Annotated in this window: 12 protein-coding genes; 6 read left to right on the forward strand and 6 right to left on the reverse strand. The window is 64.3% G+C overall.

The window, feature by feature from the left end:
• The 3 genes from VFW93_RS07545 to VFW93_RS07555 form a co-directional block, all read left to right on the forward strand.
• Nucleotides 1-828: tetratricopeptide repeat protein (locus VFW93_RS07545; RefSeq protein WP_329693379.1), on the forward strand; the 828-nt coding region annotated here is incomplete at its 5' end.
• 109 nt (nucleotides 829-937) lie between these two features.
• Complete coding sequence (locus tag VFW93_RS07550) at nucleotides 938-1246, forward strand: hypothetical protein (protein ID WP_329693380.1); 309 nt, start codon at nucleotides 938-940, stop codon at nucleotides 1244-1246.
• 131 nt (nucleotides 1247-1377) lie between these two features.
• Nucleotides 1378-2145 (forward strand): hypothetical protein, encoded by a 768-nt coding sequence (locus VFW93_RS07555; protein ID WP_329693381.1) that lies wholly within the window; start codon nucleotides 1378-1380, stop codon nucleotides 2143-2145.
• A gap of 7 nt (nucleotides 2146-2152) precedes the next feature.
• Here the strand turns inward: VFW93_RS07555 and VFW93_RS07560 are convergent, their stop codons facing one another.
• Nucleotides 2153-2728, reverse strand: a complete 576-nt coding sequence (locus tag VFW93_RS07560) for a helix-turn-helix domain-containing protein (protein WP_329693382.1) — start codon at nucleotides 2726-2728, stop codon at nucleotides 2153-2155.
• Nucleotides 2729-2830: 102 nt separating this feature from the next.
• On the opposite strand from VFW93_RS07560, the gene VFW93_RS07565 reads away from it, so the two are divergent.
• The gene (locus tag VFW93_RS07565) at nucleotides 2831-3298 is read left to right on the forward strand and encodes a nuclear transport factor 2 family protein (RefSeq protein WP_329693383.1); all 468 of its coding nucleotides are present in this window, start codon (nucleotides 2831-2833) and stop codon (nucleotides 3296-3298) included.
• On the opposite strand, the gene VFW93_RS07570 is transcribed toward VFW93_RS07565, so the two are convergent.
• Entirely contained in the window at nucleotides 3299-4234 is a 936-nt protein-coding gene (locus VFW93_RS07570) for an AraC family transcriptional regulator (protein ID WP_329693384.1), read from the reverse strand.
• A 137-nt stretch (nucleotides 4235-4371) separates the two neighbouring features.
• Between VFW93_RS07570 and VFW93_RS07575 the strand changes: the two genes are divergently transcribed.
• Nucleotides 4372-5778 carry a cytochrome P450 gene (locus VFW93_RS07575; protein ID WP_329693385.1) on the forward strand — a complete coding sequence of 469 codons (1407 nt, stop codon included), beginning with the start codon at nucleotides 4372-4374 and terminating at the stop codon, nucleotides 5776-5778.
• Between the two features lie 32 nt (nucleotides 5779-5810).
• Here VFW93_RS07575 and VFW93_RS07580 read toward each other — a convergent pair whose 3' ends face one another.
• Nucleotides 5811-6164, reverse strand: coding sequence for an HPF/RaiA family ribosome-associated protein (locus tag VFW93_RS07580; RefSeq protein WP_329693386.1), 354 nt, complete (start codon nucleotides 6162-6164; stop codon nucleotides 5811-5813).
• A gap of 182 nt (nucleotides 6165-6346) precedes the next feature.
• Between VFW93_RS07580 and VFW93_RS07585 the strand changes: the two genes are divergently transcribed.
• Entirely contained in the window at nucleotides 6347-7315 is a 969-nt protein-coding gene (locus VFW93_RS07585; RefSeq protein ID WP_329693387.1) for an AraC family transcriptional regulator, read from the forward strand.
• 4 nt (nucleotides 7316-7319) lie between these two features.
• On the opposite strand, the gene pbpC is transcribed toward VFW93_RS07585, so the two are convergent.
• The 3 genes from pbpC to VFW93_RS07600 all read right to left on the reverse strand — a co-directional run bounded on the left by pbpC (nucleotide 7320) and on the right by VFW93_RS07600 (nucleotide 16197).
• Entirely contained in the window at nucleotides 7320-9506 is a 2187-nt protein-coding gene (gene pbpC, locus VFW93_RS07590; protein ID WP_329693388.1) for a penicillin-binding protein 1C, read from the reverse strand.
• Nucleotides 9507-9529: 23 nt separating this feature from the next.
• Entirely contained in the window at nucleotides 9530-15754 is a 6225-nt protein-coding gene (locus VFW93_RS07595; RefSeq protein ID WP_329693389.1) for an MG2 domain-containing protein, read from the reverse strand.
• A gap of 155 nt (nucleotides 15755-15909) precedes the next feature.
• Nucleotides 15910-16197 (reverse strand): hypothetical protein, encoded by a 288-nt coding sequence (locus VFW93_RS07600; protein WP_329693390.1) that lies wholly within the window; start codon nucleotides 16195-16197, stop codon nucleotides 15910-15912.
• Nucleotides 16198-16366: the final 169 nt, after the last annotated feature.

Below are 16366 nucleotides of genomic sequence, written 5' to 3' on the forward strand. Positions count from 1 at the left end.
GTGATCCTCTCTCAACAGGAAGAGGTGGACGCGCGCATGGTCTTTCAAGCACACAGCGTTCTGGCTGAGGTGGCGCTGTACGACGGGCGATTTGAAGAGGCAGGGCCTCATTTGGAAGAAGCATTGAGGCTTCAGCGTGAATTACATGATCGCGTACCGCTTGATGGGCATTTGCAGACTGTCATGGCATGGTACCTGGACGATGTTGGTCGAGCCAGCGATGCTCGGCTGCTGCTGGCACAGGTACGCAAGGAGTTGGTGAAGCGACTTGGCGCCGATCATCCATATGTGATTGCTGTGGATGACGCCATGGTCAACAGCTATCTGTCGGAGGGCAATTGGCAGGATGCCGAACAAGCTTTGCAGTCGTTGAGAATCTTGCATTCTGGGGGGACAGGGGAATCGCAGGATACGTTGGCGGCGTTGTTCATGGCCAAGGGCGCATTTCAAAGTGCAGAGCCCATACTGGACAGACGATACAAGCAGGTCCGGGCGTTGCCGAGAGACGATCAGTATCGGCTCGTTGTATTTAGCTTGCAGGACCAGATGGGGCGCCTCAAATTTGGAGTGAGGAAATTGGCCGAGTCCAAAACTCATTTCGAAAGCGCGATACAAACGCTTTCTCATGGCAATCCAGCTAACCCGTATCTCGCTGCGACTCGGGCGAGGTATGGTTTGTGTCTACTGGCCATGGGAGATAAGGGCGGCGCGATCAAGCAAGCAGAGCTTGCTTCAAGGGCATTGAAAACTCAGCCAGCCTTGTCGAGACGATTTCGCGAACCGTTGGAACTCTTGACGACCAGATTGGCGGACGCCAGCCGAGATTGAATTTGTATGAATTTGAAACAGCGTGACGGATGGCAGACGTTTTGCGCGTTTTAATGAGTGTGACTGTGGCGTGTGCCAAGGTCTGTTTCAACCCTCAAGGAGCAATGCCATGAAGTTTTCGCATGTGGGTCGGGTCAGCGTTCTGCTGGCTTCTGGCTTGTTGAGTCTGGCCGTTGGTGCGGCCCAAGCTGAAGTCAAGACAGAAGTCAGCCAGGCTGCAGCGAGCGCTGTGACGAAGACCAATCCCAAGGTAACGCCCGGCAAGGTCGTTCCAAAAGTGACCACTGCAACCGGTGCAATTGAAGTGAAAGGCGGGGACAACCAATATCCGACAGGCACCATTCCTGTTCCCCCCAAGCCCAAAAAAGAAGGCCTCGAAGCCGCCGGTGCCATCAAGGCCAAGGCCGCTCAGCCCTGATTGAGTCCACGCGAAAGCGTGCCTGGCACGAAACCGCCTTCGGGCGGTTTTTTTTGTTGCAGACTCATGACATGCCCCACATCACTTCTGCCCTCATGGCCCCTCAACGCGCCCTGGCTTGGATGGTTGGCATGTCCTGCTGGTTGACCGGTGTGGCGAATGCGCAGCCCGAGACGCGCTTCTATCAGGACATCGGCCGACTGACCTCGCAGTTTCCCGCCGACGGCCATTTCTTCTGGGCAGTGCCTCATTTCACGCAAGGTCCCCGCGTCCTGTGCGGTGAGGCGATGCAGGCTGATTGCGAGATACAGGTTTCGGCGCGTGATCTCACGGTGAGTCGCCCGCGGCGCCGAGAAGACCTGATCAAATCGATGCAGGCTTACAAGGCTGACGCCAAGGAGGCCACCATCGACATACTGACCGCCGGCTCAACCGATTTTCCCGTCGAGTATGTGAGCCTGACACACAAGGTGGATGGCGGTCGCGTGGCTGTGGGGCATTACGTCAAGGGGCCTTTCGCCATCAAGTTTCACTTTGTGGGGCGGGACCCGACGGGGGAGAAACTCCAGCGCGTGCTGAGTCTGCTTGGCACCGTCACTGCGCTGGATGCGGATGCGTATCTGGCGTTCAAGCTGGTGGACTACAAAGCCGGTTGCGATCTTTTGATGCCGGCCTTTCGCGCAGACAACGAGCAAGCGTGGCGTGCGTCAACCTTGTCTCGGGTGGATTACAAGGCCTTGATCGCCAATGCGCAACTGACTGGTCAAAAGGCCTTGCAGGAAACGGACTTCGACAAGATACAGCGTTTGACCGCCGACAGCATGCGTGAATGGGGTGCCCCGGCGACGGAGGCCTTCTGTCGCACTTTGCCCAGGCAAATGGCAGAAGCCATGCGCTAGTGGTGCGCTAGGCGCTGGATGGCGCCAACAAAGCCTTCACCACCCTCTGCAACCCACTCAAAGACCCTGGCGCATCCCCCGTCATCTGCACCTGCACGATCGCCCCATCCACCACCATCGCCAGGGCTTGCGCCAACGCAGCCCGCTGCCGCGAAGCCGGCAACAAGGCGGCGATGGCCCGCGTCATGTCCTGCTTGTGCGCTTGAGAGACAGCCACCACCTCCGGCAGTTCTTCGCCCAGCTCGTTCACCACGTTGATGAAGGCGCAGCCCCGAAAGCCCTCGCTCTCGAACCAGGCTTTCATCGTGGGGACCAGGGCCGTGGCCTTGCCACCGTGTGCGGCCAAGGTGGCGTCGAACCACTGCATCCAGCGTTCGTGGCGCAAGGCCAGGTAAGCGAGGATCAGCTCGTTCTTGCTGGGAAAGTGCCGGTAGAACGTGACCTTGGTGATGCCTGCCTCGGCAATCACCTTGTCGATGCCCGTGGCGCGGATGCCGTGCGCATAAAACAGGCGGTGTGCCGTGTGCAGGATCCGCGCGCGTGCGTTGGTGGGCAGGGCATCACCCTGAAAAAGGCTGGTCATGCACGCATTGTAGACAGACTTGTCTACTCCGTGTAGATTGCGCCCATGTAGACAGATCTGTCTACTTTGTTGATGATGCCATTGGCCACGCAAGGACACCCTATGGAAGCCCGCCCCCCACTCCCGCCTTTCACCGCCGATTCGGCTGCGCAGAAGGTCCGCCTGGCCGAAGACGCCTGGAACAGCCGCGATCCGGATCGGGTGGTGCAGGTCTACACCGAAGACACGCAATGGCGCAACCGCGCCGAGTTCCCGGTAGGGCGTGAGCAGGTGCGGGCGTTCTTGCAACGCAAATGGGCGCGTGAGCTGGATTACCGCCTGATCAAGGAGCTCTGGGCGCATTCGGATGAGCGCATTGCCGTGCGCTTTGCCTACGAGTGGCACGACGATGCCGGCCATTGGTTTCGCTCCTACGGCAACGAGAACTGGCAGTTCAATGCGCAAGGCCTGATGGTGCGTCGCTACGCGAGCATCAATGACATGCCGATCAAGGCATCGGAGCGCTTGTTTTTCTGGCCACTGGGCCGCAGGCCCGACGAGCACCCGGGTTTGAGCGAACTGGGCTTGTGATCAGCGCGGGGCCTTGCGGGCTTGTTCCTGAAAGCCCCACACGCGGTAGCTCCAGAAGCCCTCGTCTTCTGCGATGCGTCGGCGCAGGTCGTCGGGCGCGAAGCCGGTCAGGCGCCGTGTCTGGCGGCACAGGTGTGATTGATCCGTGTAGCCCGCCTCTTCTGCCACGTCTGACCATTTGTCCGTGCCGGTCTCCATGGCCAGCAAGGTTTCGAAGAAGGCGCGCTCCAGCTTGCCCATGCCTTTGAGCTCGCGCAAGGGCATGCCCGTCCACTGCTTGATGCGACGTTCGACCTGCCGCAAGCTGCGCCCCAGTCCGGAGGTGGCCGCACGCGTGGCCAGATGCTGAGCCCAGTCTTCCACCAGCTGACTGCCGGGCATGCCTTCGGGGCGCAAGGCCTGCCATTTCGGCTCCAGCGTGGCCTCGATGAACTGGATACGCGCCTGGTCATCCGCGGCGTCTCTCACACGATGACACCAGTCCAGCCATTCGGGGCTCATCACTTCTGATGCGGGCACCACCTTGTTGGCATATACGCCTGGGTCCAGGCCCATCAGGGCCTGCGCCGCCTGGGGCATCCAGCCCAGCATGAAGCAATACAAAGGGCCGGTGCTCCAGCTGACATAGGGCTGCGAAAACGGCCCGCTGAACAGGATGCGGGCGCGGTAGGGCGTGCGGGGGCTATCCGCATAGTGGCGTGTGCCGTCCTGAACCTCCAGCGATTCGCCCTCCAGAAACCAGGTGATGGCGCAATAGGGCGTGGCGGGAAAGAAGTTGAAGCGCTGCGCGTCCGTCAGCGTGACGCCCCGTGTGTCGCGAACCAGGGTGCCGCGCAGGCAATGCGCCAGCGAGGGCCGTGGCAGATACAGGCGCGCGGTATCGGTGCTGGGCGTTTTGTGCGTGTTGTGGGTGCTGGGCGACTCAAGCGCAGGCATGAAGTGGGTTCCCTCTTCGCGGCATGTGGGCGCAGTATAGACAGCAGCCTGCTTGATCGAAGGGACGGTAGCAAGAGGCCCGCCGATGTCGACTTCGTTCAAGACAAGGCGACGCGGGCTCCCTAGGATGCCCCCCCATGACTCAACACAATCTCAGCGCGCCTGAGGTGGTCCGCCGCCCGCCGGGTCCACCCTGCCCCTGGTTCGGTGCGCCGCACATGCAGGCGATCTCGCGCGACTTTCTGGGCTACACCAGGCAGATGCACCGGGAGTACGGTGACATCGTTTTTGTGCAGATGTACTGGGAAAAGGTCTGCCTGCTCAATGCGCCTGAACTCGTGCGTGCCGTGATGGTGGACAACGCCGCCAGCCTGATCCGCCAGGAGCGGGCCATCGAGGTGTTCAGCCGCGTACACGGCCCCAGCGTGATGATGGCCGAGGGTGAGGACTGGCAGCGCCTGCATCGCCTGCTCATGCCGGCGTTCTCGCCCAGGCGGGTAGCAGGCTATGCGCGCCTGATGGTGGATGCGGCCAAACCCTTGCTCGACAGGCTGGTGCCCGATGAGGCAGGCGCATCCGCCTTGATCGACATGGATGAGCTGACTTCCCGCGTGACCATGGACGTGATCTGCCGCACCTTGTTCAGCCGTGACCTGGGCGACAAGGCGCGAGAAGTCATGGAGGCCTCCCATGCGCTCAACGAGATCGCCATGCAGGAGTTGACGGTGCCCATGACCTTGCCGGATACCTGGCCCTTGCCAGGCAAGGCCGCCAAGCGCCATGCCATGCGCCTGTTTGACGAGGTGATCGACAGCCACATCGCCGCTCGTCGCCAGATGCCGGCCGATCAGGCGCCTCAGGAAGACGTGCTGGCCATGCTGCTGGCCGCGCGCGATGAAGAAGGCGGTGGCCGCCTGAGCGAGGCAGAGTTGCGCGCCCAATGCAAGGTGATCTTCCTGGCGGGCTTTGACACCTCGGCCAAGGCCCTGCAATGGTGGGCCTGGCTGATGGCCGCGCACCCGCAACAGGCTGCGCTGGCCTGTGCGGAGGTGCAAGGCGTGGTGGGCCAGCGCGAACCGCAGGCCGACGACCTGGCCCAACTGCCCTATCTGAGCGCCACCATCAAGGAGGCACTCAGGCTGTATCCCCCGGCGGCAGGCTTGCTGACCCGCAGAGCCCTGAAAGACATCGAGGTGGGTGAATGGACGATCCCGCGCCGTAGCCTGGTCATCGTGTCGCCCTGGGTGTTGCACAACGATGCGCGCAGCTTCCCGCAGCCGGAGGTGTTCCGGCCTGAGCGCTTCATGCCCGATGCGCCACCCTTGCCACGCAGCGCCTGGATGCCATTCGGGTTGGGGCCGCGTGTGTGCATTGGCCAGCACTTCGCCATGACGGAGATGACGCTGGTGGCCGCGATGCTGCTGCGGCGTTACGAGCTGGCCCGGGAGCCTGGGCAGCCCGAACCGGTGGCGCAACTCAACCTCACCTTGAGGCCCGCGCAAACCTTGCGCTTGCGCCTGCGCCGACGAGCACCCGCACCGTGAGGGCGGGCACCGGGGTTCAGATCAGATGACGCTCAATCTGCCGCGTCGTCCGCCTCAGGGCGGGGATGGCGACGTGTGTCGTGCTTCTCGATGGACGAGGCCACGGCGCGCTTGAGCTTGGCCACCGCGCCAGCAATGGCCTGGTGGGCATTGGGGGCAAATTCCTTGACAACCACAGGCTCCAGGCCGGTCAGGCGGGCTTCCAGCGTGCACTGGATGTCATCCGGATTGGGCTTGCTGTGGTGGGCGGCATCCGTCACGTGGGCTTCCACGCGGGTGACGTGATCGCCAAAGCGGTGCAGCGCTTCCTTGACCACGGTTTCAAGATGTTCGGCCATGCCCTTGCGGCCATCAACATGGGTATCGGTTTGCAGCAGTACTTGCATGTGCTTCTCGTTATGGAAAGTGGTCGGTTCAGTGTAGACCTCATCGAGGATGTCTGCATTTGATCTGGCTCGGGTTTTGTCGGGGGGCGTTGCGGGCTCGCCAAATGGCCATATTGGTGGCGCTTTTCAAACGAGCACACCGGGACACGTGGCGCCAGCCCGGTTTGGACACAATGGCGTCCATGCCTTACGCCCTGCGTCACCCCCTTGATTCGAGCCGCACCGCCGAACTGGTGTCACGTGCCCTGGCCCATGTCGATGCCCATCTCGACGAGGTGCTGGACGCCGACACCCTGGCCGACCGGGCCGCGATGTCACGCCACCACTTTCACCGCATGTTCAGGGCCCATGTGGGTTGCAGCGTGGCCAGCTATGTCACCTGGCGGCGCTTGCAGCGTGCCTGCGCCCTGCTGGCCAGCGGGGACGAGCCCGTGCTGGAGGTGGCCTTGTCCGTGGGTTATGACTCCGCGCAGGCCCTGGCCAAAGCCATGCGCCGTGAACTGGACACGACACCCACGGCCGTGCGACGTGGTGCCAGCGCACCGTGGAAGAGCCTGCTCATCCCGGAGCGTTTGCCCTTTCCTGCCACCCTTTCCGCCATGCAGGCGCCAGCTCCGGAGAGCGAGATCATGCACATCACCCGATTCACCGACTTGCCCGATGGCATCGTGGCCTTGACCGCCACCGCACGTGGCATGGTCGACAACAACATGAGCCGCGCCGCCCAGACGGCCTTCAATGAGCTCGCTGCAGCTGTGGTGCCCACCGGCTTGATCCGGCAGGTGGGCAGCTTCATGTGCATCGTGCCTGACGATGCGCATGGACCGGATGACCCGCACTGCCGCTTCGTGGCCGGCATGGTGTTCGGCTACAACATGGCCAGCCTGCAAGGCACGTGCGCTCAGCCAGATCTGCCCTTGAAGGGCTCGCTGGCCTGGCAGGCGCTGGCACCGGGCCGTTATGCGGTGTTCACGCACATCGGCCCCTACGACACGCTGTACCAGACCTGGCGGGCCGTGTATGTGGACTGGCTGCCCACCTCCGGCGAAAGCCTGCGTGATGCGCCACCCATGGAGTTGTGCCTCAACGATCCGCAGACCACGCCACCAGAGGCCTTGCACACCGAGATCTGGATACCGGTGCAGGCCTGAGTGCTTACCGCGGCGGTTTGCCCTTGCCCTGTTCCTTGACCTGGGCACCTCTGACCTCGAAGCGCACGGTCTCCATGACCTGGCTGCCCGCATCCACCAGTTCCAGCAGGTGAGGGCCGGGCCACATGGCCCATTTCATGTTGGTAGCCGGCCCGAGCCGCTTGCCGTCCAGCCGCCACGACCACCTGGGTGACACACCGGGCACCACGGTAAAGGCGATCTTCTGGGCCTGCAGCGGGATGTCCGGATCGAGCGCGAAGATGGTGCGATCAGCCGGCGCGTGGATCAGCGTGCGGGCCGCACCCATCTGGCTGGCCAGATGGATCTCGGCTTGTTCGGTGCCCGCGATGAACCACTCGCTGCGCGGCGGCTCCAGGTTGCGTTCGAAGTGCACCGTCTGCTGCAGCAAGCCCGCGGGTGCCGGTGGTGTTTGATGGGCTTGTTGATCGGGGTGGCGTCGGTGCAGTTCGTCCATCACGGCGCGCCAGACAGGTGCGGCGCCCGTGGTGCCGGACACATCCCACATCGGGTCGCCATTGGCATTGCCCACCCACACGCCCACGGTGTAGCGCTTCGAAAAGCCGATGCACCAGTTGTCGCGCATGTCCTTGCTGGTGCCCGTCTTGACGGCGGCCCAATAGCGTGCGGCCAGCGCATTGCTCAGGCCGAAGGTGGGCACGCGGGCTTCGCGGTCGGCCAGCACGTCGGCCACGATGTAGGCGGCCGCCGGGTTCATCAGCGGGCTGCCAGCCTGCGGTGTGCGCCCTTGGACCGGCTGCACGCGCCAGGGCCCGTATTGCCCGCCATTGGCCAGCGCCCGATAGGCATTGCTCAGGGATGCCAGCGTGACTTCCGCCGAGCCCAGTGCCAGGCTGTAGCCATAGAAGTCGCCGTTGTGGCTCAGGGGCAGGCCCAGCGCGGTGAGCCTTTGGGCGAAGCGCTCGGGTGTCACCATCACCAGGGTGCGCACCGCTGGCACGTTCAGCGATGAGCCCAGGGCCGTGCGCAGTGACACCGGCCCCTTGAAAGCGTGATCGTAGTTTTGCGGGATGTAGAGCCCGCTGCTGGTGGTCAGACCCACGGGCGAGTCATCGAGGATGGACGCCGCAGTCAGCCAGCGCTGTTCGATGGCGATCTCGTACAGGAAGGGCTTGAGCGTGGAGCCGGCCTGGCGCAGGGCCATCACCCCATCCACCTCGGCTGCTTGCGACAGCTCTCCGCTCGACCCGACCCAGGCCAGCACCTCGCCCGTGGCGTTGTCCAGGGCGATCACGGCGCCGTCTTCGACATGCCGCTCACGCAGCTCGCGCAGGTGCTGGCGCAAGGTGTCGCGGGCAAAGCGTTGCAGGCGGGCGTCCAGCGTGGTGGTGATGCTGGCGGGGCGCGGTGTTTTGGCAGGCCAGGCTGCGAGCAGGCGTTGGCCCAGATGCGGTGCCAGTTGATCGTCGGCATGGAGGCGCTCGTTGCGCTTGCTGGCCAGCACCTGCGCCGTGTAGGTGGCCAGGGTCTTGCAATCGGGCTTGAGGCCTTGTTCCTGCAGCACGCCGCAAGCGCGATCGGCCACGCGCGCCGCGGGCGCGTTGGGCGAGCGGATCAGCGCGGCGGTGATCGCCGCCTCTTCGGCATCCAGCCCGCTGGGGTATTTGTGGAAGAGGCGTGCCGACAAGGCCGAGATGCCGACCACCTCGCCTCTGAAGCCCACGAGGTTGAGGTAGGCCTCCAGGATCTGATCCTTGCGCCAGCTGCGCTCCAGCCGCCACGCGGTGGAGGCTTGCCCGATCTTGGCCACCACGGAGCGGCTTTGCTGGCCGCCCTGCGGCATGGCCAGGTCCTGGTCCATCAGGCCGGCGAGCTGCATGGTCACCGTGGAGGCACCGCGCGTGCGGCTGTTCCATAGATTGCCCCAGGCGGCCGCGCCCACGGCCTGCCAGTCCACACCGGTGTGTTCGTAAAAGCGTTTGTCTTCCGACAGCAGCAAGGCGGTGCGCAGGGCGGGCGACACCTGGGGCAGCGTGGCCCAATCACCGCGCAGGGCGGTCTTGTCGGTGCGCACGGCCTGCAGTGCCTGCCCTCGCCGATCCAGCAGCACCGTGTCTGACGAACGGTAGCCTGCCTTGACTTGATCGAAGCTGGGCAGGGCATGCGCCGCCATGCCGGCACCCGCCAGCGTCATGGCGACGCTGGCGGACACGAGCCCGCTGTGCCGCTTGTGGCTCAAGGTTTGACCACCACCGCTGCGTTGGGCGATTCGCCGAACATCTCGGGCGAGTACATCGCTTCCATGCGCGTTTGCGGCAGGCCGAAGTTGCCCGGGTTGTTCAGGCGCACCGTGTACTCGATGTTGAACGAGCCCTTGGGCAGGTAGCGGTAGTACACGCGGTAGGCCTCGAAGCTGCGCTCCTTGTAGGCCAACCAGCCGCGGTCGTCTTCCTTCTCCGAGCTGGTGTCCATCTGGCTGTCACGGCCCAGGCCGCTGCCCAGGATGGTGGCCCCGCCGGGCACCGGGTCGTTGAGCACCACCCAGGTGGCATCGGCTTGTACGTCGATGTCGAGGTGCACGCGCAGCACGTCACCGCGGCTGTACTGGCCCTTGACCTTCTGCTCCACCGGCGTGATGGTCTTGGTGATGCGGTAGCCCGAGCTGAACGGCGTGACCACCGGCACGGCCGCCTTGCTGGTGAAGGTGACCCAGGGCTTGCCCGTGCCTTCATGCGTGACCTTCACGGCGGTCGAGGCCTTGTTGCCACCCACGGCAAAGCCCGTGGGCCAGCCCAGGGCCAGCGTGCCGCCTGCGCCTTGGGCCGACCAGTTCAGCGCCTGCGCGTTGCCACCTGGCTCGAAGCCCACACGCGAGGTCCCGCTGACGGGGTCCTTCTCGAACTTGCGTGAGAAAGCCTCGATGGCCACCGAGCCCCAGGCATTGGCCACCGTGGTGGACCAGCGCCCGAACTGCTGGCGTTGCAGCGTGCCGGTCACCAGGCGAGGCATGTCGCTGGTCCAGGCGGGTTTGTCCAGCGCGCCCAGGATCATGCGCACGCTGTTGACGTCGCCGTTGCTCATCAACCACCACCAGCTGTCGTCGCGCTCGGTCGAGAAGCCCAGTCGGGTGCCTTGCACATTCAGGCGTGCACGCAGCACCTGCTCGGCCTCGTTGAGGCGCTTGTCGCGATCGGGGATGTCCTTCACGCGCTCCAGGACCATCAGCCAGTCGATCACGGCACCGGTTGGCCACTGGTTGGGCAGGATCTGGATCGAGCCCAGCATGCGCGGCTGCACGCGGCCGGTGCGGCTGAGGGCTTCCAGCGCGGCCAGCTTGCGCACATCCAGATCACCGTTCTTGAGGAAGGCCGGCATCCAGAAGTCGCGCTTGATGCGCCCTTCCACAAAGGCGATCAGGCCGCGCTCCATCTTGTCGCGCGTATCAGGCGGGATCTGGAAGTCATAGCCCAGCTTGCTGGCCTCATCGGTGATGGACAGCAGGTAGGCCGTGAGCGAGTCGCTGCCCGTGTTGTGCCAGCCTGCGGCGGGCGGGAAGTAGTTGGCCATGCCGTCTTCGTCCAGGTACAGCGGGATCTGGCCGGCAATGGCTTGCCAGTAGCCCGTGTCACGCAGGCCGATGGCGATCGAGGTCTTCTGTTCCAGGCAAGACCAGGGATAGCGGCTGAAGAAGTCGCGCACACCCGGCAGGCCATCGGCCAGCTTGGGCTTGAAGCCCACCTCGATGCCGCCCCGCAGCGCGCCCTTGCCATCGGGCAAGGCCTTCAAGGGTGGTGCAATCGGGATGCTGATGGGCTTGTCCAGTTGCATCAGCGTGGCTTGTTGCACCGTGACGGGCACGGCCTCGACCACCTTCTGCGTGAACTTCATGCGGTCTTGTGCACCGCCGCCCTGGGCGCTGACCAGCCATTCCACCTGTGGGATGTTGAAGGGCACGGTCACGTCCCAGCTCACCTCGGCGGCGGCATTGGGCTCGATGTGCACGCGCTGCTCGGGCAGGGCGTTGCCTGCCTGGCCGGTCAGCACCACGTCCATCGGCTTGGGCGTGGTATTGCGCAGCGTGAACATGGCGGTGTATTGGTCACCTTCACGCACCAGCGGCGGCACACCAGAGAGGATCTGCAGATCCTGCGTGGCGCGGATGCTGGCCTGGCCGGTGCCGAACAAGGCGGCATTGCTGCCCTTGACGGCATCGGCCACCACAACGATACGGAAGCTGGTGAGCGAGTCGTTCAGCGGCACCTTGACCACGGCTTCGCCCTTCGCATCCAGCACCACGCGCGGGTTCCACAGCAGCAGGGTGTCGAACAGTTCGCGGGCGGGGAAGTCACCCCCGCCGCCGCCAGCTGGCGCGGCCTTCTTGCCATAGTGGCGCTTGCCGATGATCTGCATCTGCGCGGTGGCGGTTTCCACGCCATAGCCGCGCTGCCTGATCATGGCATTGAGCAGGTCCCAACTGTCATTGGGCTTGAGTTCGAGCAAGGCCTCGTCCACCGCTGCCAGCGTCACTTCGGTGCCGGCGGGCACAGGTGTGCCATCGGGCAGGCTGACCTTCACGCGGACCTGGCTGTTGGCCCGGATGGGGTAGCTGGTCTTGTCGGGTTGCACCTCGACCTTGAGCGTGTGCGGGCCCATGCCCACTTCGATTTCGGCCAGGCCGTACTTGAAGGCCGGCTTGGACAGGTCGACCATGGCCGTGGGCTCCTGATACTGCTGGCCCTCCGTGCGATAGGCGTGCCACCACTCGGTGGGCGCGCGCCAGCCCCAGGTGAAGAAGGAATACCAAGGCACTTCGCGGATGCGGCCACGCACGGCCAGTACCGACACATACACGTTGGGCGCCCACTCGGCTTTAACAGGTACCTCGATGGTGGGATCCTTGCCGTTGAGTTCCACCGTCATGGTCTCGATGATGCCGTTGCGCTCGATGGCCACCAGGGCCGTGGCATGGCGGAAGGGGCTGCGCACCTGGAATTTGGCGACCTGGCCGGCTTCGTAGTTGCGACGCTCGGGGATCACGTCCATGCGGTCCTGGTTGTCGCCACCGAACCAGACTTCACCCTGGCGTGTCACCCACACCGAGGCGGCCGAGCGGGCCAGGTGGCCGCCGCTGTCCTTGGCTTCGGCGATTAGCTCGACCTCGCCCGTGGTGCTCATCTCGGCTTCGCACAGCACCAGGCCGCGCGCATCGCTGGTGCCGCTGCACACCTCGCCCAGTTCTTCATCGGCGTTCTGGTTGTCGTAGGCGTAGAAGCCACCCACCAGGCGTTTGCGTGTGGAGCTGGTGCGGTGCACCACGGCCTTGACCTTCACGCTCACATTGGCCTGTGGGTTGCCGTTGGTGTCCAGTGCCATCACCTGCGTGGCCACCTTCTGCTTGACCGACACCCACGAGTCCGTCCTCAGGCCCAGCACGATGGCGGAGGGCCACACGGGCAGCGTCTGGCTCAGTGTCTGCACCTCGCCGTTCGGGTCGGCATACGTGGCTTGCACCAGCAACTGGCGCGGTGTGGTCACCTCGGGCAGCTTGCTCAGTGTCACGTTGCCCGCACCTTTGGCATCCAGGGTGGCGGCCAGCTTGTCGGCCACCAGTTTGGATCGGTCATCGCGCGTGTGTTGCGAGGTCTCGTTGTCGTCCTCGTCCACATAGTCTTCCGAGAAGAAGCCGCGTGCATTCGGGTCACTTGGGGCGCGCGGTGCCTGGAAGCTGAAGCCTGGGAAGCGTTTGGTGCGCAAGGCGGTGTTGATGTCGGCCTCACCCAGCTGGGCAGATACGCGCACGGGCAAGCCTGCCGCGCCGCCGCCATTGCCGTAGTTGATCTGCAGGCCGATGGGCACTTCCTTGGGCTGGATCAGGGCAGCCTTGGGGCCGATCAGACGGCCTGTCATCACGGGCAGTCGGAATTCTTCAACACGGAAGGAGCCTGTGCTCACATGGCCGCGATGCCCCCCGGGCAGACGCAGCGAGACGCTGTAAGTGCCCAGCTTGGCGTCTTCCGGGATCTTGAAGCTGGTGTCCGCATGGCGTTGATCACGCCAGCTCAGCGGGAACTTGAACTCCTGGCCCGAGCCTTCATGCACGATGCGCACTTCGTCGGGCAGTTCGCCACCCTGCAGCAGGCGCATGCCGGTGAGCTGCTCGGCGCGGGCATGGTGCTGCATGGACACGGTCTGGCCGGCGCGCAGCAAGGTGCGGTCGAACACGGTGTGAAAGCGTTGCGGCTCCTGCGTGTCATGGCCCACGTTGTTCACGTGGAAGCGCCAGGATTCGATACCGTCATTCCAGGTCGACCACACGAAGGACATGTCGGCACGGCCTTTGTCGTCGGTCTTGCGGGCGCTGATGAAGTAGCCCTCTTCACGGCCGGTCTCGTAGCCCTGGCAGTAGCCCCAGCGCGGCGTAGGCAGCTCCTGCTTGACGATGGCAAAGCCGTTCTTGTCGGTACGACCCTTCCACACAAGCTGGCCCTGGCAGTCCGAGATCTGCACCTGGGCCTCAGGCACGGGCTTGCCCTTGTCCAATGTGGTTACCCACACGCCGGAGTTGACCGCACCCCACTTGAAGTGCACACCCATGTTGGTGACAAGCACGCTGGTGCGCACGTACATGGGGGCATCGCGGTCCAGCAAGGTCTTGCCCAGCCGGGGTGATTCGATCTCAACCACATGGAAGCCGGGTTGCGGCATGGGGATGCCGATCACCTCGAAGGGATGTGGGTCGGTTTTGGCCTGGCTGGGCAGGCTCAGGCGTTTGGCGGCTTTTTCCTGGTTGAGCAGGCTGACGGTGCGTGTCTGGACCAGGCCTTGCGCTTCGGGGCTGTAGTCGCGTGGCTCGTCGCCGTCTTGGGATTCGTCGTCCTCATCACTTTGACCATAGCGCTTCGCTTTGCGCTGCCCCTTCTGCTTGGCCTTGACAGGCGGTGGGGGCAGCTTGATGCCCAGCTCTGACTCCACCTCTTCACGGCGTCGGTTGGTTTCGTCATAACGCTTGACCATGGCCAGCCAGTCGATGATGGCGGCGTCATCCACCACGGTCAGGTCGCGCACGGCGCTGGGCTTCTTGCCTTGGCCTGATGCGGCCTTGCTGTGCTCGGGCCTGGCCTGATCAGCCTTGGCTGCATCGGCACCCGCCTGCAGGCCCTTCACGGCCAGATCGCCTTCCACATGGCGCACGGTCACGGGCAGCGTGGGTTCGGCGTTGAGCTCCAGGATGCCGAAGGTGGCGCGCGGGAACTTGGCCAGTGGTGGCGAATCGGCCGTCTTCGTCTTGATCGGGAAGGCGCTGGCATTGCTCAGCTTGCGGCCCGAGTCATCCTTCAGATCAGCCGGGATCTCGATGCTGACGGCTGCCGTGGGCGGGAAGTCAGGCTTGAATTCCACCGCGCTCACGGCGCTCTCGGACGGGTCGATCTTGACCTCGCCTCTGTTGCGCGTGAAGAAGTAGAACCACTTGCGGATGCCGCCGCTTTCCACGCCCACCAGGCGTTCTTCGGTCTCGCCCCGGTTCTGCTCTACCAGGGGCTTGTGATCCCCATCGGATGACTTGAGCACGACGCGCTCGGCCAGTTTGCGCGGCACCGGCGACGAGAACTCGATGCGCATCGGGCGGATGGGCAGGCAGTCCGACCGCGAGTTGACGCGTTCGCAGGTGAAGCTGGCCGTGAACGGCGGGCGCACCTTGTACTCGAGCTTGCGGTCGGCCGAATTGGGCACACCGGACGGCGTGGCAATGCCGCGTGCCCACACCAGGTTCACGTTCGCATCGGGCGGCAAGGGGCGGGCGCAGCGCAGCACCACGGCACGTTCCTGCTGGGGCAGCAGGCTCACTGCTTTGAGGATGTCGTTGCGCACGGCGCCCGTGATGACGGCCACGGGTAGCCGCTCAGACACGCCGCTGACTTCGCAATACGCGTGTTTTTCGATGCTGGCCTGGGTGGCCGCACCGTTGAGCAACAGGGCAAAGGCCTGTTCTTCTTCGATCTTGTTGTATTCGCCGGGCGAGGGGTAGGCGCGCACCACCGCGGGGCCGCCTGTGCTGAAGGCAAAGCGCGTGTCGCCCGTGACGGCTTCGCCGCTCAAGGCCTTGACGCCTTGGCTGAGCTTGATGCCGCAGCGGGTGCCTGCAGGCACATCCTGCGTGAAGTCGTAGACCCAGGTCTTGTCGTCCACCCAGCGGCCCGTGCCAGTGACCGGCTTGTCGTTCTGGCAGCTGACATCGAACGGCGAAGGCAGGCGCGGGTCGCCGAACTTCACCATCGAATCCGAGAAGGTGACGCGGGCCTGCCGCACCTTGGCCACTTCGCCCTGGGGCGACATGGTCTGCACGGTCACGGCCAGAGCGTGTCCGATGACGGCCACCGAGGCCACGGCCATGGCCAGCCCTGCCAATACGGACAGGCGGCCGGTTTGATGACGATCCTGCTTGTTTGATGACGAGCGCATGGCGCCTTCCCCCTGTTTGGCGGCTGGATGATGGCCATCCAGCGATCGCGAAACTATAAGGCGGGGGCAAGCCTGGGCCCGTGGGTGCTGCAACCCTCTTCAGGAGGATGGTGACGGGGTGTATCTGCGGGTGGGGTACCGCGGTGAGCTGATGCTCAATAGCCGCGCATGCGCGCTTCTTCCAGCCGACGTTCGCGCCGCTGCGCCCATTCATCCTTGGGGGTCAGGGTGGAGTCGGCTTCGGCGGCCTGGCGATGCTTGTATCGCCACAGTGCCGTGAGCACGCCGGCGGCCACCAGCATCGCAGCGCTGATCACGCTCGGACCGTTCAGGCCGAAAGCGGGCACGAGCGCCGCGCCGGCGGCCACATAAATGGCGGGCAGTTTCTGGTAAATCGAGTCAGGTATCCACATGTCAGTCAGGTTTGAGCTGGCTTGAGTCATGGTCCCAGAAGCGAGCCACCTTGTGGGGCAAGGCGGGCCCCCTGGGCACAGGGGCTCACGCGATAAAACGGGCGAGAGCGTGAAGGAATACCGCTCGGCGTGGTGCGCCATCAACGGGTTTTCCGGTAAACCCTGTTTTGGCCGGATTTCCGTGTCTGCATGGTCAGGC

The organism is Aquabacterium sp., from assembly GCF_036279675.1.
Taxonomy (GTDB): Bacteria; Pseudomonadota; Gammaproteobacteria; order Burkholderiales; family Burkholderiaceae_C; genus Aquabacterium.